Raw genomic sequence first — 22026 nt, 5'->3', positions numbered from 1 at the left:
CAAAGCTTTCATCCCTCAAGATCGGATTTCAGCCGGTCGAGGATGCTGATCGCGTGCGTGGCATATTGACTGATCCAGCGGTCGTGGATGTGCTTGATCGGCAGCGCGTTGAGATGGTTCCAGCGTTCGCGCCCCTCGCGCCGCGCCACGACCAGGTCGGCCTCCTCCAGCACCTTCAGGTGCAGCATGACCGTGCAGCGGTCCATGTCGGGGAAGGCATCGCACAACATGCCGGTGGTCTGCGGCGCATCCTTCAGCCGGTCCAGCAACGCACGCCGGCGCGGATGCGCCAGCGCCTTGAAAACATTGTCGTCTCGCGATTGGCTTGACATGTTATATATCTATAACATATCCTTGAGCCATTCAAGGAAGGAGCTGTGGATATGTCTCTTGGATTCAGGGTTTCTGGCCGCATCGGCAAACCCGTCGCCGAAGTCTTCGATGCGGTCGTCAATCCGAAGAAACTTAGCGGCTACTTCACCACGATCGGCGGCGCCAGCGCACTGCTGGTGGCGGGCGCCACCGTCATCTGGTGGGGCAAGGTTCCCGTCGAGGTCGACGAGGTGAAGAAAGACAGCCGCATCGTGCTGCGCTGGGATGCCACCGACGCCGACGGCAAGCCAGCCTACAAGACCCGCATCGAGATGAATTTCGAGCCGCTGGACGATGGCGGCACCTTCGTCACCATCGCCGAAACCGGCTGGCACGAGAACGCGGTCGGCCTGAAGAAATCCTACCTCAATTGCGAGGGCTGGTCGCAGATGCTGGCCTGCATGAAGGCCTATGTCGAATACGGCATCAATCTGCGCGACGGCTATTACCGCAGCGAGATGAAGGGCGAGCCGGCCAACGAGAACAACATCTGAAAAGCCACCAAGATGACGGAGGCCTGCGATGAAGCAAGTGACGCCATTTCTGATGTTCGAGGGCAAGGCCGAAGAGGCAATGACCTTCTATTGCGAGACGATCCCCGACAGCAGCGTCCTTGACGTCACACGTTACGGCTCCGGCGAAGACGGCCCGGAAGGAACGGTCAAGCTGGCGCGCGTGTCCATAAGCGGTCTGGAAGTGATGGTCTACAACAGCCCCGTGCACCATGCCTTCACGTTCACGCCATCGGTCTCGCTGTATGTGAATTGCTCCACGGAGGCAGAGCTGAACGGCATTGTCGAGGCTCTGGCCAAGGACGGCAAATTTCTGATGGCGCTGGACAATTATGGTTTCAGCCGCCGGTTTGCATGGCTCAACGACAGGTTCGGAGTCTCCTGGCAAATCAATTTGGCATAGCGAGTTCTGGACCGAACCGGCCAATCGAACCTGAACACGGCAATGGAGTCAGCAAATGACCGCGAAGATCACCGGCGGCATCAACATCGCGATGAAAGTCCCGCCGCATCAATACCAGGCGACGATCGCCTTCTATCGCGACGTCATCGGCCTGAAGCCATTCACGGCCAAGCCGCCGGCCGCCGGCTTCGAACTCGGTCCCAATCGGCTGTGGATCGACGAGGCGCCGATGATGAGCCAGGCCGAGATCTGGCTGGAACTGTTCACCGATGATTTTCCGGCCGCTGCGGAGCATCTCGCCAAGGCCGGTGTCGTGCGCTGCGACGCCATCGAGGCACTGGGTGAAGGCTTTCGCGGCGGCTGGATCACCAACCCGGCCGACATCATTCACCTGGTGCGCGAACCCGATGCCTGGTGAACAGGCGACGCCGTGGAAAGGAGGACGAAATGGAAATCCGCGAAACACCGACCGCCGAAGCCGGCATGCTGATAAGGAGGCCGGTCGCCGACGTATTCGAAGCCTTCGTCGATCCGGCGATCACGACGAAGTTCTGGTTCACCCATGGCAGCGACAGGTTGGACAGCGGCAAGGAAATCAGTTGGGAATGGCGCATGTATGGCGTCTCGACGACGGTCAATGTCAGTGAGATCGTCGATAACAAGAAGATCGTCATGCAATGGAGCGATCCGCCGACCACCGTAGTGTGGACTTTCGCCGAGATGCCGGGCGGCACGACCTTTGTCGAGGTCCGCAATTCCGGCTTTGTCGGCAGCCCCGATGAGCAGGTCAAGCAGGCGATCGGCTCGACCGGCGGTTTTGCGCTGGTGCTCGCCGGCGCCAAGGCGTGGCTGGAGCAAGGCGTGATGCTCGGCCTGATCGGCGACCGCCACCCGAAGGACGTTCCAGCAAATTAAGTAACGGCGAGCCAAGATCGGCTGGCAACAGACCGCGAATGCTCAGGAACGCCGCTTTTCCTGCTCTAGCACATGACGGCGGAGCACGCGGTTGATCTCCGTTTGATAGCCACCGCCTTCGACATGCTCCTTGAACCAGGACAGCACATCAGCGTCAAGCCGAATGGTCACCGGCTGCTTTAGTGGCCGGTAGAGGTGCCCTCGGCGAGCATGAACCCAATTCTCGGCCGAAGTTTCCGGAATGTCGGACGTGTCAATTTCGCTGTCAGGCAAATCTGCCAAATTGGCGAGCTGGTTGCGCTGATCTTGGCTAAGTTCCTTCCTGCTCATAGCGCCTCCTTTCATGCGGCGTTGCTTTCCGGGCACCGACAATCCGAATTCGTTCCTCATCTTCGAGATCGGGATAAGTGTGAACAACGAGCAGTACCACCAGCCCTTGGATCATCCCGATCGCATGCCACCTTTGCTCGCCATCTTCAAACCGGTCAGGCACAATCAGATGAAGCGGATCCTTGAAGACATCTTCGGCGAGATCGAACGCAACACCATGCTTGGCACGGTTGCGCTTGGCCTTCTCGGGATCCCATTCAAATCGCAATATGGCGGCACCGTTATTTACAAAATTGTACGCACAATTCTGTAAGAGTCAAGTCAATGCCCGCCCCCGCCCTTTGCCTTCTTCCGCCGCCGAGCCAGCATGTTGAGCCCTTCGACCAAGGCCGAAAAACCCATGGCGGCGTAGATGTAGCCTTTCGGCACGTGGTAACCCATGCCGTCGGCGATCAGCGTCATGCCGATCATCAGCAGGAAGCCGAGCGCCAGCATGACGATGCTGGGGTTCCTGGCGATGAAATCGGCCAGCGGCCCGGCCGCCAGCATCATCACGCTCACCGCCACGATCACCGCGATGTACATGATCGCGATTTCGTCGGTCATGCCGACGGCGGTGATGATCGAGTCGATCGAGAAGACGAGGTCGAGCAGCAATATCTGGAAAATCGCGCCGGCCAGCGAAAGCTGCAGCGTCTCGCCCATCATGGTGTCCTGGTGATCATCGAGATCGACCGTGTGGTGGATCTCCTTGGTCGCCTTCCAGACGAGAAACAGGCCGCCGGCGATCAGGATCAGGTCGCGCCATGAAAACCCGTGGCCGAAGGCGGTGAATATCGGCGTCGTCAGTTGGACGATGATCGAGATGGTGGCCAGCAGGATCAGCCGCATCACCAGCGCGGCCGAGATGCCGAGCCGCCGGGCGCGGGCCCGCTGCGCTACCGGCAATTTGTTGGTCAGGATCGAGATGAAGATCAGATTGTCGATGCCGAGCACGACTTCCAGCACGATCAGCGTCAGCAGCGCGACCCATGCCGTCGGGTCGGAGACAAAGGCGAGATGCGGCGCCAGGAATTCGACTAGCTGCATGGAGGTCGTCCCCTCTACGATCTAGAGCAGTTTCGCCGGCAATTGGGTATTGCAAGCGTCTATATCAATGTCACGACCAGAAGGATGGAGCCGTTTCCTCCAGCCGCGGGCCGCGGCGAAACGGCGCGATCCGTTCGGTCAGGCCGCTACGGTCGGAAATGTCGACGCCGACGCCGCACAATGTCGCCGGTCCGGTCGACGCCTCGAAGCGGCCTTTCGGCACCTTGGACAAGAACCGGTTGAGCGGCTCCTCCTTGTCCATGCCGAGCGAGGAATCGTAATCGCCGCACATGCCGGCATCGGAAATATAACCGGTGCCGCCATTGAGGATCTGGTGATCGCCGGTCGGCTGATGCGTATGGGTGCCGACAACAAGGCTGGCACGGCCGTCGACGAAATGAGCGAAGCACATTTTTTCCGAGGTCGCCTCGGCATGGAAATCGATGACGATCGCATCGGCCTGCTCGCCAAGCGGACAAGCGGCAAGTTCGCGCTCGCCGGCCTGGAACGGATCGTCGAGCTCGGGATGCATGAACACCCGGCCCATGATGTTGGCGACCAGCACGCGCGCGCCGTTCCTGGCGATGTAGACGCCTGAGCCGCGCCCCGGCGTACCCTTGGGGAAATTGGACGGACGCAGGAAGCGCTCTTCGCGCGGCGCGAAAATCAGCGCATCGCGCTGGTCCCAGACGTGGTTGCCGGTGGTGACGACATCGGCGCCGGCCGAGATCGTCTCACGAAAAATTTCCTCGGTGATGCCGAAGCCTCCGGCGGCGTTCTCGCCATTGACGATGACGAAGTCGAGCTTGAAATCCGAAATCAGGCCGGGCAGCTGTTCCCACACCGCCGTACGTCCTGTCTTGCCGACCATGTCGCCGAGAAAGAGAAGTCTCATGCGCACTTCTATCCAGAGCCATGGACGCTAGGCAAGCGGTACCCGCGATTGGTTCTAATGTCGGCCGAAAGTGGCGCGCTGCCGTTGCGGCTTTGCGCTCGCGCCCGCTGCGCGAACGGGCGATGGCGTCATAGGCGACGGCGGATTCCGTCCGCGTAGCCAGAAGAACCAGACGTAGAAGGCGATGAAACCGCCGGTGACGACAAGCAGCAACAGCCCGCCACGCCAGCCTTTCATTGCGGCGGTATCGAGGTTCGATGGATCGGCAGGGTCGTAGTACAATTCTACCTTGTCGCCCATGGACGCACTGTAAAGACCGATAATTTTTCCCTTTCCGGACCAGGTCATCGGCGCGTCGTTGACCACATAGGTGACGGCGACATCGATGCCATCCGTGGTGAGGCCGTTTTCCTGCGTTTCGGTGTAGGGATCGACATCCGTCACCGTGGCGACCGTCTGATGCCAGGCGGCTTTGTGATGCAGCGTGGTCCCGATGACGTGCAATCCCATCGCAAACAGCGCTACCGCGATCAGGGCGAACGGCATCAAGAGGAATCGCATAAAGACAAAAGCCATCGCGCCATCGACCCGGATTGTATTGCAGAAACACTATCCTGATATGTCTTGGAAACGCGTTAAGCGGATCGGAACATTTTAAGGGATACCGAACCGGCGCAACCCGCTCTCGGTGAGTATTTCCGGAATGATCACGTCATGCGGCTCGTCCGGCACCAGGGCCACCTCCTGGCAGTCGAAGGCAATGCCGATCAGCCGCGGCTGCTGCCCCTTGTCGGCCAGCCGCGCGATCGCCCGGTCGTAATAGCCGGCGCCGTAACCGATGCGGTGGCCGCGCGCATCGAAGGCGGCGAGCGGCACCAGCATGACCTGGGGGTCGAGTACCTCGGCTTCCTCATGCGGCCCGACGGTGCCGAAGCCCATGTCGATCATCGGCGCGCCACGCACCAGCTCGCGAAAGACGATGGTGGTCTTGTCCAGAATGGCCGGCAGGCAGAGCCTTGCCCCCTTCTCGCGCAAGGCAAACATCAGCGGCCGGACGTCGACTTCCGAGCGCATCGGCCAGAAGCCTGAGACGATCTGGCCCGGCTCGACCGTGATCCGGTCGCGCGCCGTCTCGGCCATTTCGAGTGCTGCCTCCACCCGCCAGAAAGGATCGAGCGCGTCGCGGCGCCCGAGGGCTTGGTTGCGGAGATTTTTTTTCAGGTCTTTTGGGGATGTCATGCGCCGACGCTAGAAAAGGTCAGATTTGAATGGAGTTTTACGAGCGACGTTTTGGAGGAGCGGGGCGAACTTTTCGTTCGTGAGAGCACCGCACAAAGCGGCGCGACGACAAGATCCGCCAGACATGGCCTTTTCGATAGGTGACGATCCACACAACCGGTGGAGAGAGCGATCCCGGGAACCTACAAAGTAGGTGGGCGCCGTATGAGAAAACCCACGGGTCTTCCCAGGGACAGCTCCCTAGGGATCATTAAGGCCCCGGGGAAAATGTTCTCCTGCCGGGAAGCGCAGACCGTCTCCGCCAATATAGGCAGACGGCAGACCAAGCGCCAGAGAGACGACATGTTTCGAGTCTTAAATCGACGCAGAACCGCTCGACGAGGTCGCGCCGGCAAGATCCCCGCTTTGCCAGCGGCGCCTTGCACAGCGAAGGCCGCGTCCTTAGGGTCGCGCGATGAACCCGGGAGCAAAAATGCGTTTCGAAGGCACGGCAGCCTATGTTGCCGACAAGGATCTGATGGTGGCGGTCAACGCGGCGATCGCGCTGGAGCGGCCGTTGCTGGTCAAGGGCGAGCCCGGTACCGGCAAGACCGAACTTGCCCGCCAGGTGGCGGCGGCGCTCGGCCTGGATCTGATCGAATGGCACGTCAAATCGACCACGCGGGCGCAGCAGGGCCTCTATGAATATGATGCCGTCTCGCGGCTGCGCGACAGCCAACTCGGCGACGAGCGCTTCAACGACATCCGCAATTACATCAAGCGCGGCAAGCTGTGGGACGCCTTTGCTGCCGGCAAGAAAGTCGTGCTTCTGATCGACGAGATCGACAAGGCCGATATCGAGTTCCCCAACGATCTGTTGCAGGAACTGGATCGGATGGAGTTCTTCGTCTACGAGACCGGCGAGACCATCCGTGCCACCGTCCGGCCGATCGTCATCATCACCTCCAACAACGAAAAAGAGCTGCCGGACGCCTTCCTGCGCCGCTGCTTCTTCCACTACATCCGCTTTCCCGACGTCGAGACGCTGCACAAAATCGTCGACGTGCACTATCCCGGCATCAAGCAGAACCTGGTGCGCGCCGCACTCACGCAATTCTATGAAATCCGTGACGTGCCGGGCCTCAAGAAGAAGCCGTCGACCTCCGAGGCACTCGACTGGATCCGCCTGCTGGTCGCCGACGACATCGCGCCCGAAGACCTGCGCGCCGACCCGAAGAACGCGCTGCCGAAACTGCACGGCGCCTTGCTGAAGAACGAACAGGACGTGCATCTGTTCGAGCGCCTGGCTTTCATGGCGAGACGGCAGGGGTGAGGGGCCGGTCGGCCGGAAGCCCACGAAGTCACCGGACAGCGCTTTCCCGGTGCTGGACCGTTGCCTCTAGCCGGGCACGGAGGCAGCTTCGGGTTGCCGAGTTCAGAGGGAAACGAAATGACCGAGATCACCGTCCGCCCATTGGCGCAATCCGACCATACCAACTGGCGGCGTCTGTGGACCGCCTACCTCACCTTTTACGAAACCAAGCTGCCGGAAGAGGTTTACGCCGTCACCTGGAAGCGGCTGTTCACGGCGGGCGAGTTCGAGCCGAAGGGTTTCATCGCCACCCTCGACGGCAAGGCCGTCGGCCTGACGCACTATCTCTACCATCGCTCCTGCTGGTCGCAGATAAACAACTGTTATCTGCAGGACCTGTTCGCCGACCCCGATGTGCGCGGCAAGGGCGTCGGCGCCGCCCTGATCGAAGCGGTCAAGCAGGAAGCCGGCAAGATCGGCGTCAAGAACGTCTACTGGATGACCCACGAGACCAACACCACCGCACGCAAGCTCTACGACCACGTGGCGCGCAGGACCGGCTTCATCGAATACGATCTGTTGTGATGAGAGCGCATACTGTCAAAATTCTAGATCATCGATGTCAAAATCAACATCATCGTCATCGTCGTCATAGCCGTAGCGAGAGCGGCTAATCGCCCGCACCTTGTTTACACGGACAGCCTCGATATGCTTCTCAAAATCGATTAACCGGAGGTTTCGATCCGACAGATGCTCAAATTCTGGCGCCAATGATCCGCCAAAAGGCGCCTTAGAAACACCAGAAGTCCGGGAAACAATCGCAGATAGCCAATTTTGATCGTCAGATGGCAATCGAGCGCCCAAATTGATTCCAGGACCATAAAGGCATCTGCCGTCGCCATACGCGGCAATTATTATCGCTCTAATATGAGCATTTTCCAGCTTGCCGGTTCTCTCTATAAGATCCTTGCTATGCTTAAGGCCGCACGTAAAAAGGAGCCAAAGGCACCAAACAATTTCATGATGATGGCTATAAGACGAATGCTTTGCGATTAACGTCGATATGACCTCTGACCAGCCGTCCACATCTAAATCTTCACCAATAGCATAACGCTTTGCTACAAGTAAAACTGCATAATCTATTGAATGCGGGAAATGCTGAACTATTCTTTGAAGCTTTGGCTCTATTATGTTCCATGTATCTTTCTTGTAAACTTTCGCTTTATCTAGTTTTCGTAAAGCGATTTTAAGGGGGCTTTCGGAGCCCATGTCCTTTGACATCTGATAGGAACTGTCGAGCAGGTATGCTACCTTATCCGATTCAAGCTCCCCCCACTTTTCAACACCGAACCCTCGTAATCTTTGTGCCCACAGGTCGTCAATTGGAGACAGGCCGTTCAAAATTCCGGTTTTTGGATCGTTAAGTTGCAATTCATAGTCCAGCAATACCTCTCTTAGACGAGATAAGACAACGCTGGCGTCAGACTCGCTTCTAACTCCAATATAAAAATCATCGACATGCCGAATGGCCCCGACAATTAGATGCTGAGCTCGCTCGTTAAGGCTTTTGTCTATCTGACATCCAATGAATTCGGCTATCAAACGATATGCGTCCGGGCCAATTAGAATACCGCGCGTCTGCTCCCTTTGAGATTGCTGCACGAACCAGTCGAGTGCATTGAACCTATTTTTCTTTGATTTTGGGTCCCTATCCAGCTTAGACGCCTCTGTCCCATGCGCGATCCACGGTATTGAGTGCGTGTATATGCTGGAAAAATACTGAGATATGTCAGTCTTAAGGATGTATGGAGCGTATCTAATTCGCTTAGCGGTCTGGTCTGATAACTCGCTGAGAGAGGCTACTATGACGGATCGATCGTCATCCTTGCCCCCAATCTTTGGGCTACTCAGGCTATATGGAGAAAGGTTGAATTGTTTTTCAAACTTTTTCCAGTTTGCAGAGACAAACTCACAAATACTAAAGTACGTTATAGGATTTGGCGTCGCATAAGCCCGACGATTTCGATCGTGTTTCGTGCCGACATACCGAATATAGGCGGTGGACCGCTTTTTATAAAATTTTCTAGTATTAAGCTCTCCCACCAATCCAATTAGAGATCTATTTAAGTCCGCACTATCGAAGCAAGGCGGAAGGGTTTCAGGGAAAAGGCCTTTGCTCAGTAGGGTTCTTCTCAAAGACATGAATTCACGACAAAATGCCCTATAACCGGATAGCCTCGTTCGAGGTTATCGTAAATGACAGCCAGCATTCAATCTAATACATTCATTTTCATGTTCATCCCCTTCTTCCTCGAACTGAAGGCAGCGCGGGTTCCGGTCTCGCTCCGCGAATATCTGTCGCTGCTGGAGGGGCTGGAGGCCGGGCTGGTCGACTATGATGTCGAGGGCTTTTACTATCTCGCCCGCGCCGCTCTGGTGAAGGACGAGCGCCACATCGACCGCTTCGACCAGGTCTTTTCGCACATCTTCAAAGGTGTCGAGGCGCTGGCTGGCGAAAACGCGGTCGATGTCGCAAACATCCCGGAGGAATGGCTGCGGAGGCTCGCTGAAAAGCACCTCTCCGACGAGGAAAAAAAACTTGTCGAGGCGCTGGGCGGCTTCGGAAAGCTGATGGAGACGCTGAAGAAGCGGTTGGAGGAGCAAAAGGGCCGGCATCAGGGCGGTTCGAAATGGATCGGCACCGGCGGCACCTCGCCCTTCGGCGCCTATGGCTACAATCCCGAAGGCGTGCGCATCGGCCAGCACGAGAGCCGCAACCGCCGCGCGGTAAAAGTCTGGGACAGGCGCGAGTTCAGGAATTTCGACGATGCCGTCGAACTCGGCACCCGCAACATCAAGGTCGCGCTGAAGCGCTTGCGCCGCTGGGTGCGCGAAGGCGCCGAAGAGGAATTCGACCTGTCCGGCACCATCCACGCCACCGCCGAACACGGTTATCTTGACGTTAAGACACAACCCGAACGTCGCAATGCGGTCAAGCTTCTGATGTTCTTCGATGTTGGCGGCTCGATGGATGACCACATCAGGAGCGTCGAGGAGCTGTTTTCGGCTGCCCGCGCCGAATTCCGCCAGCTCGAATATTTCTACTTCCACAACTGCCTCTACGAAGGCGTGTGGAAGGACAATCGCCGCCGCCATGCCGAGGTGATTCCGACCTTCGATCTCCTGCATAAATATGGCCCCGACTACAAGGTGATCGTCGTCGGCGACGCCTCGATGAGCCCCTATGAGATCGCCCATCCCGGCGGCTCGGTCGAGCACTGGAACAAGGAGGCCGGTGCCGTCTGGCTCGGCCGGCTGCTGCAGCAATGGCCGAACGCCATTTGGCTCAATCCGGAAGGCGCGAAGAACTGGGGCTATACCCATTCGATTGCCATGATCCGCGATATCTTTGGCGGCCGCATGTTTCCGCTGACGCTCGCCGGCCTCGAAGCCGCGACGAAGCAACTTTCAAGGAAGCACTGAATGGATCCACGCAAAACAGGACGGTCGACCTGTTTCCTTTGCCTGCAATGCGGTGTCCAGTTCGCGGCAACAGCGACGCCGCCGCGACATTGCCCGATCTGCGAGGACGAGCGGCAATATGTGCGCTGGGAGGGCCAGGCCTGGATCACGCCGGAAGAGCTCGCCGCCGGCCATCGGATCATGATGAGGGATGACGCCGGCGTGCTCGCCTTCGGCATCGAGCCGCGCTTCGCTATCGGCCAGCGCGCATTGCTGGCGCAAACGCCGCACGGCAATGTGCTGTGGGACTGTATCTCGATGGTCAGCGACGAGGCGGTGGCGGAGATCAACCGCCGGGGCGGCCTGGCCGCCATCGCCATTTCGCACGGCCATTATTATTCGGCAATGGTCGAATGGAGCGCGGCGTTTGGCGGCGTGCCGATTTATCTGCACGCCGATGATCGTCAGTGGATCATGCGGCCGCATCCGGCAATCATCAGTTGGGAGGGCGAGATGCGCGCCATAAACCCGTCGCTGACGCTCATCCGCTGCGGCGGCCACTTTGCCGGTGGCCAGGTGCTGCACTGGAAGCGCGATGCCGGCAATGCCATCCTGGCCGGCGACATCCTGCAGGTGACGCCGACCCGCCGTCATGTCAGCTTCATGTACAGCTATCCGAACTATATCCCGCTCAACGCGACGAAGGTGCACGGCATCAAGGCCGCGCTGGAGCCTTTCGCGTTCGACCATATCTACGGCGCATGGTGGAACCAGAACGTCATCGGAGATGCAAAGGCGGCATTTTCAGCATCGGTTGCGCGCTATCTCGCGGCCATCGCCTGAGGAATTCTTTGCAACGGGATTGGAAATACGGGCAAACGCCGTAACAAATGCCTATTTCAGGCGAAGTTGGGAAGGCAACCCAAATAGCGAGATAAGCTAAGAGGAAAAAATGGACAGCCACACCTACCCCGTTACCCGCACCGATGCCGAATGGCGCGCCCGGCTGACGCCCGAGCAATATGCGGTGATGCGCAACCACGGCACCGAGCGGCCGGGAAGCTGCGCCCTGCTGCACGAGAAGCGCGCCGGCACCTTCTCCTGCGTCGGCTGCGACCAGCCCTTGTTTGAATCCAAGCTGAAATTCGAGAGCGGCACCGGTTGGCCGAGCTTCAACGACCCAGTGCCGGGTTCGCTCGAGACCACCGTCGACCGCAGCTATGGCATGGTCCGCACCGAGTGCCATTGCGCCCGCTGCGGCAGCCATCTCGGCCATGTCTTCGACGACGGCCCGCCGCCGACCGGTCTGCGCTATTGCATCAACGGCGTGGCGCTCAAATTCGATCCGGCCGCCTGATCGTCAGGCCACAACCACCAGGATCAGCCACAACGTGGCGCCAAGCGTCATCAGCGAGGCCATGACGCCACTCGATTTTCCGGCAGTTCGCCAAACGGCAAAGGTCAGGAAGATATTGTAGGGCACCGGCGCGAAATGCACCGCCAGGACTAGCGCAAGCGGCAGCTTCAGCCCGAGCAGAATGAGTGCCGCCACCGACGACGCGACGTTGATCGCTGTGCCGACAACGACCAGGTCGCGCCAGAACAGCCGATCGAGCGGCACGCCGCCGAACCAGCGTGAGCGGAAGAAGGCGGCAACGCGCGACATGATCGTCATCGATCGACCGGCTCCCTCGCTCTGCTCACCAGAGCGATTCTAAGGATTGCGTCTGGAAACCCTGCTTTATTCCTGACCCAGAACTTCGGCAATCGCGCGCTCGAAACGCGAGGCTTCCGTCACCAGCCAGTCGGTCATCGCCGGCCAATTGTCTTCGGCAAGACAATTCACCCGCCACATCGAATTGATGCCGAGGCCGTCGCAACTTTGTTCTGGCCTGAGCTTCAGCCTGTCTTCGATGGCCGGCTGGAACGGCTTCAACCGCGACCAGGCTTGCGTGGCACCGAACTTCTCGTTGCGGCCGAAGAAGACGCCGACATGATTCTGCGCAGGCGCGACGTACATGGAAAGGACCAATGCGAAATCGGGCAGCCCACGCTGCCAGAACCACGGTCCGCGCCTCGCCAGCAGAGCCCTTTCATCCGGATGCCGTTCCGCGAACAGCGTCCAGAAGCTGCGTTGGCGGAATTCAGAGGCGCGGCGGGCGCCAAAATCGAATTCGCTCATGGCTGGAATCCATGGTCAGAACCGCTTCTCCCGCGATCGTCTCCGGCGCCGAGGCCGGCCTTTACACCATGCCGAGCGCAGCCTTGTACAGATCGAGGATGGATTCCTCTTCCTGCCGCTCGGCCTGGTCCTTCTTGCGCAGCCGGATAATCGACCGCATCGCCTTGGTGTCGAAGCCGGTGCCCTTGGCCTCTGCGAACACTTCCTTGATGTCGTCGGCAATCGTCTTTTTCTCTTCCTCGAGCCGCTCGATGCGTTCGATGAAGGCGCGCAGCTGGCCGGCGGCAACAGTCTGGCTGGTCTCGATGATGTCGTCGGCCATAGTCTTCTCTCCGCGTCGTTTTCTCACCGCGACTCGGGGTGACCCGAGCGGCGAATTGCAGCGGTTCGATGCCCGACCGGGCGCGGCGGGTCAAGGTGCTATCGATGCGGCATGAAGGGTTGCTGCCAGGCGCCGACAAGGCTGTCTGATGCCGGCCTATTTCACCCGAACGCGATCAGCAGATCCTTGGCATCGATCTGGTCGCCGGCCTTGACCAGCACCTCGGCTATGGTGCCGTCGCGTTCGGCATGCAGCGCCGTTTCCATCTTCATCGCTTCGATCGACAGCAGCACGTCACCCGCCTTCACCGGCTGGCCGGCAGCCACCGCAAGCGCCGAGACGACGCCAGGCATCGGCGCGCCGACATGCGCCTCATTGCCCGGCTCCGCCTTGCGCCGTGCCTTGGCGGCGGAGGCGCCATGCGCCCGGTCCGGCACCTTCACCCGGCGCGGCTGCCCGTTGAGCTCGAAGAACACGGTGACCATGCCCTTTTCGTCGACATCGCCGATGGCAAGGCAGCGCACCACCAGCGTCTTGCCTTTTTCGATGTCGACGAAAATCTCGTCTTCCGGCTTCATGCCGTAGAAATAGGTCGGCGTCGGCAGCACGCTGACCGGCCCGTAGGTCTCCTGCGCGGCGGCAAAATCGGAAAACACCTTCGGATACATCAGCCACGACGCGAACTCGAACTCACTGAGCTTGCGCTCGAGCTTTTCCTCGACCTCCGTGCGACTGGCCTTGAGGTCCGCCGGTTTGAGCAGCGAACCCGGCCGCACCGTGATCGGCTTTTCGCCCTTCAGCACCTTCTTCTGCAATGGCTTTGGCCAGCCGCCCGGCGACTGGCCGAGATCGCCGCGCAACATCGACACCACCGAATCCGGGAAGGCGATGTCCCTCGCCGGATTCTCGACGTCGGCGACGGTCAGGTCCTGGCTCACCATCATCAGCGCCATGTCGCCGACGACCTTGGACGACGGCGTCACCTTGACGATGTCGCCGAACATCAGATTGACGTCCTGATAGGTCTGCGCCACTTCGTGCCAGCGTGTCTCCAGCCCGAGCGAGCGCGCCTGTTCCTTGAGGTTGGTGAACTGACCGCCCGGCATTTCGTGCAGATAGACCTCCGATGCCGGCCCCTTCAGGTCGCTTTCGAAGGCTGAATACTGGTTGCGCACCGCCTCCCAGTAGAACGAGATGTTCCTGATCCACTGCGGGTCGAGGCCCGGATCGCGCTCGGTGCCCTTCAGCGCCTCCACGATCGAACCGAGGCACGGCTGCGAGGTGTTGCCGGATAGCGAATCCATCGCCGCGTCGATGGCGTCGACGCCGCTCTCCACCGCCGCCAGCACGGTTGCCGCCGACAGGCCGGATGTGTCGTGGGTGTGGAAGTGGATCGGCAGGTCCGTCGCCTCGCGCAGTGCCTTGAACAGCACGCGGGCAGCGCTCGGCTTTAGAAGCCCAGCCATGTCCTTGACGGCGATGATATGGGCGCCTGCCGCCTGCAATTCCCTGGCCAGGCCGACATAGTATTTCAGATCGTATTTGGCCCGCGCCGGATCGAGTATGTCACCGGTATAACAGATCGCCGCTTCGATCAGCTTGCCCTCGGCGCCGACCGCATCCATGGCGACGCGCATGTTCTCGACCCAGTTCAGGCAGTCGAAGACGCGGAACAGGTCGATGCCGCCGGCAGCGGCCTGGTGGACGAAATGCTGGACGACGTTGTCGGGATAGTTGGTATAGCCAACCCCATTGGCGCCGCGCAGAAGCATCTGCAGAAGAAGGTTGGGTGCTGCCTCGCGCACCAGCGACAGCCGCTCCCATGGGTCTTCGGTGAGAAAGCGCATGGCGACGTCGAATGTGGCGCCGCCCCAGCATTCGAGCGACAGAAGCTGCGGCAGAGCGCGCGCATAGGTGCCGGCAATTCCGGCGATGTCATAGGTGCGCATACGCGTCGCGAGCAGCGACTGATGCCCGTCGCGCATTGTCGTGTCGGTGACCAGCACCTCTCTTTGCTCGCGCATCCACGCGGCGAATTTCTCCGGCCCGAGCACGTCGAGCTTCTGCTTGCTGCCTTGAGGCACATTGCCGTTGAGATATGGCACCACCGGTGGCGCCGCATCGGCCTTTGGCTGCGGCCGGCCGCGCGTCTCGGGATGACCATTGACCGAAACGTCGGCAAGGTAGTTGAGCAGCTTGGTCGCGCGGTCCTGCCGCTTCACACTGGCGAACAGTTCCGGCGTCGTGTCGATGAACTTGGTGGTGTAGGAATTGTCGGCGAAGCTCGGGTGATTGATGATCGCCTCGAGGAACGTGAGGTTGGTCGCCACGCCGCGGATGCGGAATTCGCGCAGCGCCCGGTTCATGCGGGCGATGGTCTCGGCCGGCGTCGGCGCCCACGCCGTCACCTTTTCCAGCAGCGGATCGTAGAAGCGGGTGATGACCGCGCCCGAATAGGCGGTGCCGCCATCAAGGCGGATACCGAAGCCGGTGGCGCCGCGATAGGCGGTGATGCGGCCATAATCGGGGATGAAATTATGCTCGGGGTCTTCGGTGGTGATGCGGCACTGCAGCGCGTGGCCGTTGAGCCTGATGTCCTTCTGCGCCGGCACGCCCGATTCCGCTGTGCCGATGGCAAAGCCGTCGAGGATGTGGATCTGCGCCTTGACGATGTCGATGCCGGTCACCTGTTCGGTGACGGTGTGCTCGACCTGGATACGCGGATTGACCTCGATGAAATAGAATTTTCCGGTATCGGCATCCTGCAGGAACTCGACCGTGCCGGCGCCGATATAGCTGGTTTCGCGCGCGATCCTCAGCGCGTAGCCGCAAAGCTCCTCGCGCTGTGACATTTCGAGGTAGGGCGCCGGCGCCCGCTCGACCACTTTCTGGTTGCGACGCTGGATCGAACAATCGCGCTCGAACAGGTGCACGGCGTTGCCATGTGTGTCGCCCAGCACCTGCACCTCGACATGGCGCGCGCGCTCGATCAGCTTTTCGAGATAGACCTCGTCCTTGCCGAAAGCGGCCTTCGCCTCACGCTTGCCTTCCATCACCTCGCGGGCGAGATCGGCCTCGGACCGGATGGCGCGCATGCCCCGGCCGCCGCCGCCCCAGGACGCCTTGAGCATCACCGGGTAGCCGATCGTCTTGGCGAGTTCCTTTACCGCCGCCATGTCGTCCGGCAAGGGATCGGTAGCGGGAATTACCGGCACGCCGACTTCGATTGCGAGATTGCGGGCAGCGACCTTGTTGCCCAGCCTGCGCATCGTATCCGGCTTTGGCCCGATGAAGATGATGCCGGCCGTGGCGCAGGCCTCGGCGAATTCCGGGCTTTCCGACAGCAGGCCGTAGCCTGGATGGATGGCATCGGCGCCCGAAAGCCTGGCGACGCGGATAACCTCCTCGATCGACAGATAGCTTTCGATCGGCCCCATATCCCTGGCCAAATGCGGCCCGCGCCCGACCTGGTAGCTTTCGTCGGCCTTGAAGCGATGCAGGGAGTATTTGTCCTCCTCTGCCCAGATCGCCACGGTTTTGAGGCCGAGCTCGTTTGCCGCGCGGAAGACGCGGATGGCTATTTCGGAGCGGTTGGCGACAAGGATCTTCGAGATTGCCAAGGACAGGGCTCCGGACGCGGGGAAGGGAACTGCCGGACATGATTAGCGCGAAAATGCTGCAGTGCAAACAAAATCGAAAAGAGGATTAAACCGATTTAATTTGATCCATCGCGCTGACACATTGCGTGTCGATCCGAAGAACGCCTGGGCAGTTCCGATCCAGGCTTTCGGGAACTCTCATAAAAAATGCCCGGCGCGAGGCGCCGGGCATTCTCATGTAGCAACGTCCGGTTATTTGCCGGGTGCGTTCTCGACATAGGTGTACTTGCCGTCGTCACCCTTCTTCCAGGTGTACATGACGTAGTCAGGACGGGTGATATCGCCCTTCGCGTCGTAGCCGATCTCGCCGATCGCGGTCTTCCAGGGGCCGGCCGACTTGATGGTCTCGGCTACCTTCTGAGCGTCATCGGCTGAACCGGTCTTGGTGATGGCGGCCGCGATGATTTCCATCGCCGCGTAGGAGTAAAGGGTATAGGCCTCAGGCTCGAAGCCGGCCGCACGGAACTTCTCGACGAGTTCCTTGGCGTTCGGATTCTTGCGCGGATCCGGAGCGAACGTCATCAGCGTGCCCTCGACGGCGTCGCCGGCGATGGAGGCCAATTCGTTCGACACGATGCCGTCGCCGGACATGAAGGTTGCCTTGAGGCCCTGGTCAGCGAGCTGGCGTATGATCAGGCCGGCTTCGGTGTGCAGGCCGCCATAGTAGACGACCGAGACGCCCGCGTCCTTCATCTTGGCGATGAGGGCCGAGAAATCCTTGTCGCCGACATTGATGCCTTCATACATGGCCTCAGTCACGCCGTTGGCTGCGAGCGCCTTCTTGGTTTCGTCGGCGAGGCCCTGGCCATAAGGCGTCTTGTCATGGATGACAGCGATCTTGGCATCCTTGAAGTTCGCGGCGAGATAGTCGCCAGCGACCTTGCCCTGCTGATCGTCGCGTCCGCAGGTGCGGAAGGTGTTCCACATGCCACGTTCCGTCAACTTCGGATTGGTCGCGGCCGGCGTGATCTCAAGGATGCCGTTCTCGGCGTAGACTTCCGACGCCGGGATCGAGACGCCGGAGTTGAAGTGGCCATCGACGTACTTGACGCCGTCGGCGACGAACTTGTTGGCGACCGAGATGCCTTGCTTGGGATCGGAGACGTCGTCGCCGACTTCAAGCTTGAGCTGCTGGCCAAGAACGCCGCCCGCCGCATTGATATCGGCGACTGCCTGTTCGGCACCCTTCTGAAGCTGGGCGCCGAACGCTGCGTTCGGGCCGGTGATCGGACCGGCAACGCCGATCAGGATGTCAGCCCACGCGTTGCCGCTGAACGCGACAAGCGCGGTCAGGGCGACGGCGGACAAAAGTGACTTTTTCATTGAAACGCTCCCATTTACCGAGTGGGCGTGGATGTTGCTTTCATGCGATGCCCACTCTTGCTCGCAGAAAGAGTACTTTGCCGATTTTCAGGCACTTGTCACGCCGATTCATCCCTGAAACGCCGTTAATGATAAATGTCAACCTTTTGGTTTCCAGCTCAAAAGAGAGGCTCTTTCGTAAAGCCAATTATACTGCGTTACCATCTGGTTGGTGCGCGTGTATTGGTAGCCGATGAAGCCCAAGATCATCAGCACAATGGTATCGACGATGTAGTAATGCAGCGAGAACATCGTTCCGCCGAACAGCGCGTGATGAATGAACCTTATGCCGATGCCGAGCCCCAGCATGAAGGCGAACAACTGGGCGAAGCTGCGCCACGTCTGCGCACACGCCTTGCCCGTCATCCACGCCGCCCAGCCGCCGAGCAGGCAGGTGACGAAGAAGAACTGCCAGATCGAGGGTTCCTCATAGAGAATGCCCTGCATGATTGATGTCTCCTGAAACTCAGTGATGGCCGCCTTCGAGATAGGCGGCGCGCACTTCCGGATTGGCGAGCAGTTCCTTGCCGGTGCCGCTCATCGTCACATTGCCGTTGACCATGACATAGCCGCGCGTGGCGAGCTTGAGTGCGCCGAAGGCGTTCTGCTCGACCAGGAACACCGTCAGTCCCTGCGTGCGGTTCAGCTCGCGAATGGCGTCGAAGATCTGCTTGACGATCAGCGGCGCCAGGCCGAGCGACGGCTCGTCGAGCAGGAGCAGCTTCGGCCGTGCCATCAGCGCGCGCCCGATCGACAGCATCTGCTGCTCGCCGCCGGACAGCGTGCCGCCACGCTGGGCAATGCGTTCCTTCAGGCGTGGAAACAGCGTGAACACCTTCTCGACGTCCTCGTCATAATGCTCAAGGTTGTCGAGGCTGGCGCCCATTTGCAGGTTTTCCATCACCGTCATGCGCGGGAAAATGCGGCGCCCTTCCGGCGACTGGGCGATGCGCATGCGCGCGATCTCGTGGGTCGGCAGTTGGGTGATGTCGGTACCGGCGAATGTGATGGTACCCGCGCGGGCGCGGGGAGCACCGAAGATGGTCATCATCAGCGTCGACTTGCCGGCGCCGTTGGCACCGATCAGCGCTACGATCTCACCTTGCCTGACGGTGACGTCGACACCGTTCAGCGCCCTGATGTTGCCGTAGTAGGTCTGAACGCCCTTGATATCGAGCAGCGTTGTGCCGGCCATCACTTGCGCCCTCCGCGCCGATTGGAGACGCGCGGCGTCTTCGGCTTCACCGGAGCCTTGGTGGCCGGCTTTGCTGCAGAGGATTTCGCGGCAGAAGATTTCGCCGTCGGTTTGGCTTTGGCCTGCGCTGCCGCCTTGCTTGCTGCGGCACTCGACCTCGCATCGAACTGCCCGGCTTTCGAGGCACCTTTCGACACGGTGACGCGCTCGCCCTCGCTGTGGCCGACCGTGTCGGCAACCGGTCCGGCGAGATAGGAAGACGATGTGCCTGGGCCGTGGGCGGCATCCGGGCCCGTATCCAATTGCTCGATGACATCTTCGTCGCCGACTTCGGTGAGCACCGTCTCGACCTCCTCGTCGTCGACGCCAAGATAGGCGGCGATGACGCGCGGGTCGGTTCGCACCGATTGCGGGTTGCCGTCCGAGATTTTGCGCCCGTATTCGAGCACCACGACGTGATCGGAAATCTGCATCACCACCGCCATGTCGTGCTCGATCAAAAGGATCGACGTGCCGGTGTTGTCCTTGATGTCCATCAGCAGCGCATTGAGCCCCGCCGATTCTTTCGGATTGAGACCAGCGGCCGGCTCGTCGAGGCACAGAAGCTCAGGCCCGGTGCACATGGCGCGAGCGATTTCGAGCCGCCGCTGCGCGCCATAGGGCAGATCGCCGGCCGGATCGTCGGCGCGGTCGACAAGATCGGCCTTCTCCAGCCAGTGCTCGGCCAGTTCAACCGATTCCGCCGAGGCCTGTCTGTAGCCGCTAAAGCCGAACAGGCCGAGAATGGTGTAACCGGAGGCCTTCATCAGCTTGTTGTGCTGGGCGACGAGAAGGTTCTCCAGCAGCGTCATGCCCGAGAACAGGCGGATGTTCTGAAAGGTGCGCGCCACCTTGGCGCGCGCCGGGATCTCATGGTTGGGCAAGCGTTCGAGCAGGAACGTCGAGCCGTCGCGCCGGTTGAGCGTGATCATGCCTTCCGACGGTTTGTAGAAACCGGTGATGCAATTGAACACGGTGGTCTTGCCGGCGCCGTTCGGACCGATCAGCGCGGTGATCTCGCCGCGCTTGGCCTGGAAGGAAAGGTCGCCGATGGCGACGAGACCGCCGAACTTCATCGACAGATGCTCGACCTGCAGGATGGCATTGTTCATGGAGGGGCTCGCGTTCATCAGCCGTGTCCCTCCTTGGTGAAGGACCCGGACACCGCCCTGCGCACCTTGAGGAAAGCTGTCGGCTCGCGGCTGCCGACGAAGCCGCGCGGCTTCCACAGCATGACGATGACCATCGCCATGCCGAACAGCAGCATGCGATACAGTTCCGGCGTGAAGCCGGACCCGAAACCGGGTATGACCGTAGTGTTGCCCCACCTGAGGCCGGTCTTGAGGAAATCCAGTTCGCGCAGGACTTCGGTGCCGCCGATCATCACCATGGCGGCGACGGCAATGCCGACCAGCGAGCCCATGCCGCCAAGCACGACGATGGCGAGGATGATCGCCGATTCCAGGAAGACGAAGGATTCCGGGCTGACGAAGCCTTGCCGCGCGGCAAAGAACGAGCCGGCGAAGCCGCCGAACATCGCGCCCGTGGCAAAGGCGGTGAGCTTGGTGGTGGTGGTGTTGATGCCGAGCGAACGGCAGGCGATCTCGTCCTCGCGCAGCGCTTCCCAGGCACGGCCGACCGGCATCCGCCTGAGCCTCACGGTGACGAAGGCCGTCAGCAGGCAGAGCCCGAGGATCAAATAGTAGAGGAATATCTTGTAGTAGGCACCCGATTGGGCGATGCCGAGCACCTTCGAGATGTAGTTCGGATCGGAGACGTTGAACGACATCAGGCCGAAGAAAGAGACCTTCGGGATGCCGGAAATCCCGGCCGAGCCGTTGGTCACCTCGCGCCAGTTGATGATCACCAGCCTTATGATTTCGCCGAAGGCGAGCGTCACGATCGCCAGATAGTCACCGCGCAAGCGCAGCACCGGGAAGCCTAGCATCACCCCCCAAAACGCAGCCATTAGGCCGGCGGCGGGCAGAAGGATCCAGAAGGAGAGGCCAAAATGCGTGCCGAGCAGCGCATAGGCGTAGGCACCGACGGCGTAGAAGGCGACATAGCCGAGATCGAGCAGGCCGGCCAAGCCGATAACGATATTCAGCCCCCAGGCCAGCATCACGTAGATCAGGATCTGGATGCCGTAATTGTCGACATACTTCAGCGAACCCTGGAAACCGGCGGCCATCGACCCGGCATATAGCGCTAGCACCAACACCACCACGATCGGGTAGAGCGCCAGTGCAGTTATGCCCAATGCCGAGAAATGAGCATGAATGAAGGCCCGGAAATGATAAATCAGCCAGGCCAGCGCATAGATGATTGCAAGCGCCCGCACGAACCGCACGAAATCGGAAAGTTCCGGCCCTAAGGCCTCGGTCAGAAAGCCGCTGAGCGCGAGCAGAATAACGGCGACGGCGAGCGCCACGATGAACGCGGGAAGGCGGAAGAATCGCGAAGCCAGGCTGACCGGCAGCAGGCCGGTGGCGACGTCGACGATCTTCTGGTTCGCCAGGAAGGGTTGGCCATAGGCGACGTAAAGGAAGCGTCCGGCCATGGTGGCGATCACGACGCCGGCGAGCAAGCCCCAGCGCTGCACCAGGATCAGTTCGTTGGAGATGTTCTGGTCGGTCTTCAGGCCGATGAACAGCACGAACAGGCCAAGCGAGATGGCGCCGGCATAGAGCGCTTCGCGAAAAGCGCGCTGGACCGGGGTGGCGACGACGGTGCTTTCCGGAGACACGGTAACCGCCATG

General features: G+C 60.3%; 25 protein-coding genes, 1 other RNA gene and 1 pseudogene. 9 read left to right on the top strand and 18 right to left on the bottom strand.

The genetic code is table 11. The annotated features are described in order from the left end of the window. Positions 1-8: 8 nt before the first annotated feature. Positions 9-332 carry an ArsR/SmtB family transcription factor gene (locus NKJ32_RS01000; RefSeq protein ID WP_023678030.1) on the bottom strand — a complete coding sequence of 108 codons (324 nt, stop codon included), beginning with the start codon at positions 330-332 and terminating at the stop codon, positions 9-11. A 51-nt stretch (positions 333-383) separates the two neighbouring features. Between NKJ32_RS01000 and NKJ32_RS00995 the strand changes: the two genes are divergently transcribed. From NKJ32_RS00995 to NKJ32_RS00980, 4 genes are read left to right on the top strand one after another with little or no spacing between them, the layout of a single operon-like run. Then, positions 384-866: an SRPBCC domain-containing protein gene (locus NKJ32_RS00995; RefSeq protein ID WP_352574684.1), complete on the top strand. Its 483-nt coding sequence runs from the start codon at positions 384-386 to the stop codon at positions 864-866. 28 nt (positions 867-894) lie between these two features. Next, a complete protein-coding gene (locus NKJ32_RS00990) occupies positions 895-1287 on the top strand; it encodes a VOC family protein (RefSeq protein ID WP_023678032.1) in 393 nt (130 codons plus the stop codon). Between the two features lie 55 nt (positions 1288-1342). Beyond that, positions 1343-1705 (top strand): VOC family protein, encoded by a 363-nt coding sequence (locus NKJ32_RS00985; protein ID WP_352634242.1) that lies wholly within the window; start codon positions 1343-1345, stop codon positions 1703-1705. Positions 1706-1734: 29 nt separating this feature from the next. Next, positions 1735-2202, top strand: coding sequence for an SRPBCC family protein (locus NKJ32_RS00980; protein ID WP_352696872.1), 468 nt, complete (start codon positions 1735-1737; stop codon positions 2200-2202). Between the two features lie 42 nt (positions 2203-2244). Here the strand turns inward: NKJ32_RS00980 and NKJ32_RS00975 are convergent, their stop codons facing one another. The 7 genes from NKJ32_RS00975 to ssrS form a co-directional block, all read right to left on the bottom strand. After that, positions 2245-2532, bottom strand: coding sequence for a BrnA antitoxin family protein (locus NKJ32_RS00975; RefSeq protein WP_352450852.1), 288 nt, complete (start codon positions 2530-2532; stop codon positions 2245-2247). Beyond that, positions 2513-2800, bottom strand: coding sequence for a BrnT family toxin (locus NKJ32_RS00970; protein WP_352569573.1), 288 nt, complete (start codon positions 2798-2800; stop codon positions 2513-2515). The genes NKJ32_RS00975 and NKJ32_RS00970 overlap by 20 nt, the downstream gene beginning before the upstream one ends. 53 nt (positions 2801-2853) lie before the next feature. Next, complete coding sequence (locus tag NKJ32_RS00965; protein WP_352569572.1) at positions 2854-3621, bottom strand: TerC family protein; 768 nt, start codon at positions 3619-3621, stop codon at positions 2854-2856. Positions 3622-3691: 70 nt separating this feature from the next. Then, on the bottom strand, positions 3692-4516 hold the full coding sequence (locus tag NKJ32_RS00960; RefSeq protein ID WP_023678036.1) for a TIGR00282 family metallophosphoesterase: 825 nt from the start codon (positions 4514-4516) through the stop codon (positions 3692-3694). A gap of 54 nt (positions 4517-4570) precedes the next feature. Continuing rightward, positions 4571-5092, bottom strand: coding sequence for a DUF3592 domain-containing protein (locus NKJ32_RS00955; protein ID WP_352569571.1), 522 nt, complete (start codon positions 5090-5092; stop codon positions 4571-4573). 78 nt (positions 5093-5170) lie between these two features. Then, on the bottom strand, positions 5171-5755 hold the full coding sequence (locus NKJ32_RS00950) for a 5-formyltetrahydrofolate cyclo-ligase (RefSeq protein ID WP_352569569.1): 585 nt from the start codon (positions 5753-5755) through the stop codon (positions 5171-5173). Between the two features lie 141 nt (positions 5756-5896). Then, positions 5897-6052, bottom strand: a non-coding RNA gene (gene ssrS / locus NKJ32_RS00945) — 6S RNA. Positions 6053-6227: 175 nt separating this feature from the next. Between ssrS and NKJ32_RS00940 the strand changes: the two genes are divergently transcribed. Together NKJ32_RS00940 and NKJ32_RS00935 are read left to right on the top strand one after the other, a co-directional pair. Further along, positions 6228-7067, top strand: a complete 840-nt coding sequence (locus NKJ32_RS00940; protein WP_352569568.1) for an AAA family ATPase — start codon at positions 6228-6230, stop codon at positions 7065-7067. Between the two features lie 117 nt (positions 7068-7184). Next, positions 7185-7631 carry a GNAT family N-acetyltransferase gene (locus tag NKJ32_RS00935; protein ID WP_023678039.1) on the top strand — a complete coding sequence of 149 codons (447 nt, stop codon included), beginning with the start codon at positions 7185-7187 and terminating at the stop codon, positions 7629-7631. Between the two features lie 15 nt (positions 7632-7646). Here NKJ32_RS00935 and NKJ32_RS00930 read toward each other — a convergent pair whose 3' ends face one another. Next, a complete protein-coding gene (locus NKJ32_RS00930) occupies positions 7647-8708 on the bottom strand; it encodes an RNA-directed DNA polymerase (RefSeq protein WP_352826652.1) in 1062 nt (353 codons plus the stop codon). Positions 8709-9338: 630 nt separating this feature from the next. On the opposite strand from NKJ32_RS00930, the gene NKJ32_RS00925 reads away from it, so the two are divergent. From NKJ32_RS00925 to msrB, 3 genes are all read left to right on the top strand, one after another. Next, positions 9339-10529, top strand: coding sequence for a vWA domain-containing protein (locus NKJ32_RS00925; protein ID WP_352569623.1), 1191 nt, complete (start codon positions 9339-9341; stop codon positions 10527-10529). After that, positions 10530-11351, top strand: a complete 822-nt coding sequence (locus NKJ32_RS00920; RefSeq protein WP_352569566.1) for an MBL fold metallo-hydrolase — start codon at positions 10530-10532, stop codon at positions 11349-11351. Between the two features lie 109 nt (positions 11352-11460). Continuing rightward, a complete protein-coding gene (gene msrB / locus NKJ32_RS00915) occupies positions 11461-11865 on the top strand; it encodes a peptide-methionine (R)-S-oxide reductase MsrB (protein WP_352569565.1) in 405 nt (134 codons plus the stop codon). Positions 11866-11868: 3 nt separating this feature from the next. Here the strand turns inward: msrB and NKJ32_RS00910 are convergent, their stop codons facing one another. The 9 genes and pseudogenes from NKJ32_RS00910 to livM form a co-directional block, all read right to left on the bottom strand. Then, on the bottom strand, positions 11869-12183 hold the full coding sequence (locus NKJ32_RS00910) for a hypothetical protein (protein ID WP_023678043.1): 315 nt from the start codon (positions 12181-12183) through the stop codon (positions 11869-11871). A gap of 66 nt (positions 12184-12249) precedes the next feature. Then, on the bottom strand, positions 12250-12690 hold the full coding sequence (locus tag NKJ32_RS00905) for a hypothetical protein (RefSeq protein ID WP_352569564.1): 441 nt from the start codon (positions 12688-12690) through the stop codon (positions 12250-12252). Positions 12691-12751: 61 nt separating this feature from the next. Beyond that, positions 12752-13012 carry a DUF2312 domain-containing protein gene (locus tag NKJ32_RS00900; RefSeq protein WP_023678045.1) on the bottom strand — a complete coding sequence of 87 codons (261 nt, stop codon included), beginning with the start codon at positions 13010-13012 and terminating at the stop codon, positions 12752-12754. 161 nt (positions 13013-13173) lie between these two features. Beyond that, the gene (pyc, locus tag NKJ32_RS00895; RefSeq protein WP_352754655.1) at positions 13174-16632 is read right to left on the bottom strand and encodes a pyruvate carboxylase; all 3459 of its coding nucleotides are present in this window, start codon (positions 16630-16632) and stop codon (positions 13174-13176) included. 231 nt (positions 16633-16863) lie between these two features. Continuing rightward, the gene (locus tag NKJ32_RS00890) at positions 16864-17994 is read right to left on the bottom strand and encodes a branched-chain amino acid ABC transporter substrate-binding protein (RefSeq protein WP_023678047.1); all 1131 of its coding nucleotides are present in this window, start codon (positions 17992-17994) and stop codon (positions 16864-16866) included. A 138-nt stretch (positions 17995-18132) separates the two neighbouring features. Then, positions 18133-18480 carry a DUF6867 family protein gene (locus tag NKJ32_RS00885; RefSeq protein WP_023678048.1) on the bottom strand — a complete coding sequence of 116 codons (348 nt, stop codon included), beginning with the start codon at positions 18478-18480 and terminating at the stop codon, positions 18133-18135. Positions 18481-18499: 19 nt separating this feature from the next. Beyond that, entirely contained in the window at positions 18500-19228 is a 729-nt protein-coding gene (locus NKJ32_RS00880; protein ID WP_352455032.1) for an ABC transporter ATP-binding protein, read from the bottom strand. An 8-nt stretch (positions 19229-19236) separates the two neighbouring features. Continuing rightward, positions 19237-20397: pseudogene (locus tag NKJ32_RS00875) on the bottom strand (ABC transporter ATP-binding protein); the annotation flags it as partial. Beyond that, a complete protein-coding gene (livM, locus tag NKJ32_RS00870; protein ID WP_352569561.1) occupies positions 20397-22025 on the bottom strand; it encodes a high-affinity branched-chain amino acid ABC transporter permease LivM in 1629 nt (542 codons plus the stop codon). The gene livM and the pseudogene NKJ32_RS00875, both read right to left, overlap by 1 nt. Between the last annotated feature and the right edge of the window lies 1 nt (position 22026).

Origin of the sequence: Mesorhizobium sp. M0159, from assembly GCF_040322295.1 — a bacterium.
Lineage (GTDB): Bacteria > Pseudomonadota > Alphaproteobacteria > Rhizobiales > Rhizobiaceae > Mesorhizobium.
This window is presented reverse-complemented; position numbering and strand designations above follow the sequence as displayed.

What these genes read in the sequence shown, in the direction of transcription:
- NKJ32_RS00890 (WP_023678047.1), bottom strand. Translation starts at nt 17,994, where the DNA reads ATGAAAAAGTCACTTTTGTCCGCCGTCGCCCTGACCGCGCTTGTCGCG.
- NKJ32_RS00950 (WP_352569569.1), bottom strand. Translation starts at nt 5,755, where the DNA reads ATGACATCCCCAAAAGACCTGAAAAAAAATCTCCGCAACCAAGCCCTC.
- NKJ32_RS00940 (WP_352569568.1), top strand. Translation starts at nt 6,228, where the DNA reads ATGCGTTTCGAAGGCACGGCAGCCTATGTTGCCGACAAGGATCTGATG.
- msrB (WP_352569565.1), top strand. Translation starts at nt 11,461, where the DNA reads ATGGACAGCCACACCTACCCCGTTACCCGCACCGATGCCGAATGGCGC.
- NKJ32_RS00885 (WP_023678048.1), bottom strand. Translation starts at nt 18,480, where the DNA reads ATGCAGGGCATTCTCTATGAGGAACCCTCGATCTGGCAGTTCTTCTTC.
- NKJ32_RS00900 (WP_023678045.1), bottom strand. Translation starts at nt 13,012, where the DNA reads ATGGCCGACGACATCATCGAGACCAGCCAGACTGTTGCCGCCGGCCAG.
- NKJ32_RS00975 (WP_352450852.1), bottom strand. Translation starts at nt 2,532, where the DNA reads ATGAGCAGGAAGGAACTTAGCCAAGATCAGCGCAACCAGCTCGCCAAT.
- NKJ32_RS00995 (WP_352574684.1), top strand. Translation starts at nt 384, where the DNA reads ATGTCTCTTGGATTCAGGGTTTCTGGCCGCATCGGCAAACCCGTCGCC.
- NKJ32_RS00905 (WP_352569564.1), bottom strand. Translation starts at nt 12,690, where the DNA reads ATGAGCGAATTCGATTTTGGCGCCCGCCGCGCCTCTGAATTCCGCCAA.
- NKJ32_RS00910 (WP_023678043.1), bottom strand. Translation starts at nt 12,183, where the DNA reads ATGACGATCATGTCGCGCGTTGCCGCCTTCTTCCGCTCACGCTGGTTC.
- NKJ32_RS00985 (WP_352634242.1), top strand. Translation starts at nt 1,343, where the DNA reads ATGACCGCGAAGATCACCGGCGGCATCAACATCGCGATGAAAGTCCCG.
- NKJ32_RS00990 (WP_023678032.1), top strand. Translation starts at nt 895, where the DNA reads ATGAAGCAAGTGACGCCATTTCTGATGTTCGAGGGCAAGGCCGAAGAG.
- NKJ32_RS00960 (WP_023678036.1), bottom strand. Translation starts at nt 4,516, where the DNA reads ATGAGACTTCTCTTTCTCGGCGACATGGTCGGCAAGACAGGACGTACG.
- NKJ32_RS00920 (WP_352569566.1), top strand. Translation starts at nt 10,530, where the DNA reads ATGGATCCACGCAAAACAGGACGGTCGACCTGTTTCCTTTGCCTGCAA.
- NKJ32_RS00980 (WP_352696872.1), top strand. Translation starts at nt 1,735, where the DNA reads ATGGAAATCCGCGAAACACCGACCGCCGAAGCCGGCATGCTGATAAGG.
- NKJ32_RS00955 (WP_352569571.1), bottom strand. Translation starts at nt 5,092, where the DNA reads ATGGCTTTTGTCTTTATGCGATTCCTCTTGATGCCGTTCGCCCTGATC.
- NKJ32_RS01000 (WP_023678030.1), bottom strand. Translation starts at nt 332, where the DNA reads ATGTCAAGCCAATCGCGAGACGACAATGTTTTCAAGGCGCTGGCGCAT.
- NKJ32_RS00880 (WP_352455032.1), bottom strand. Translation starts at nt 19,228, where the DNA reads ATGGCCGGCACAACGCTGCTCGATATCAAGGGCGTTCAGACCTACTAC.
- NKJ32_RS00965 (WP_352569572.1), bottom strand. Translation starts at nt 3,621, where the DNA reads ATGCAGCTAGTCGAATTCCTGGCGCCGCATCTCGCCTTTGTCTCCGAC.
- livM (WP_352569561.1), bottom strand. Translation starts at nt 22,025, where the DNA reads ATGGCGGTTACCGTGTCTCCGGAAAGCACCGTCGTCGCCACCCCGGTC.
- NKJ32_RS00935 (WP_023678039.1), top strand. Translation starts at nt 7,185, where the DNA reads ATGACCGAGATCACCGTCCGCCCATTGGCGCAATCCGACCATACCAAC.
- NKJ32_RS00925 (WP_352569623.1), top strand. Translation starts at nt 9,339, where the DNA reads ATGTTCATCCCCTTCTTCCTCGAACTGAAGGCAGCGCGGGTTCCGGTC.